Here is a 408-nt window from a genome sequence, read left to right on the forward strand (position 1 = left end):
CCACACCTCCCAGATCAGGATGGTTTTCACTGAAAAAACCAATCATCTGGAAGACGGATTTGAAAATAGGTGATTGAGCCATAGTCGGTATCATAGGGGTTGAAATAAGTAAAACGACAAACAATACGAAACTAACAGATGTAATCAAAAAACCATATTTCAGTTTCCTTTGAACTGCTTTTCGAATCAGTATTGATTGTTCAGTGGATGTTCGGTCCCATAATGTGTTAAAAGATGTTGATGGAAACTCATGATCAAGTTTTTTATTAAGAATTCTTTTGATTGGGGCATTAAGTTCATCCATATGACGATTAACCTCCAAATCTGCTAGATGGATTCATTGTATAATCAAATTCCGGAATTTTCTTTCGCAATGACTTTAAAGCCGTATTTAACCTGGATTTACAA

General features: G+C 35.0%; 1 protein-coding gene. It reads right to left on the reverse strand.

Annotated features, from left to right (window positions below):
* On the reverse strand, positions 1–304 hold a 304-nt coding region (locus AC1DUA_RS40805), incomplete at its 3' end, for a hypothetical protein (protein ID WP_477505037.1).
* Between the last annotated feature and the right edge of the window lie 104 nt (positions 305–408).

It is taken from the genome of Paenibacillus sp. 01T422 (genome assembly GCF_056398785.1).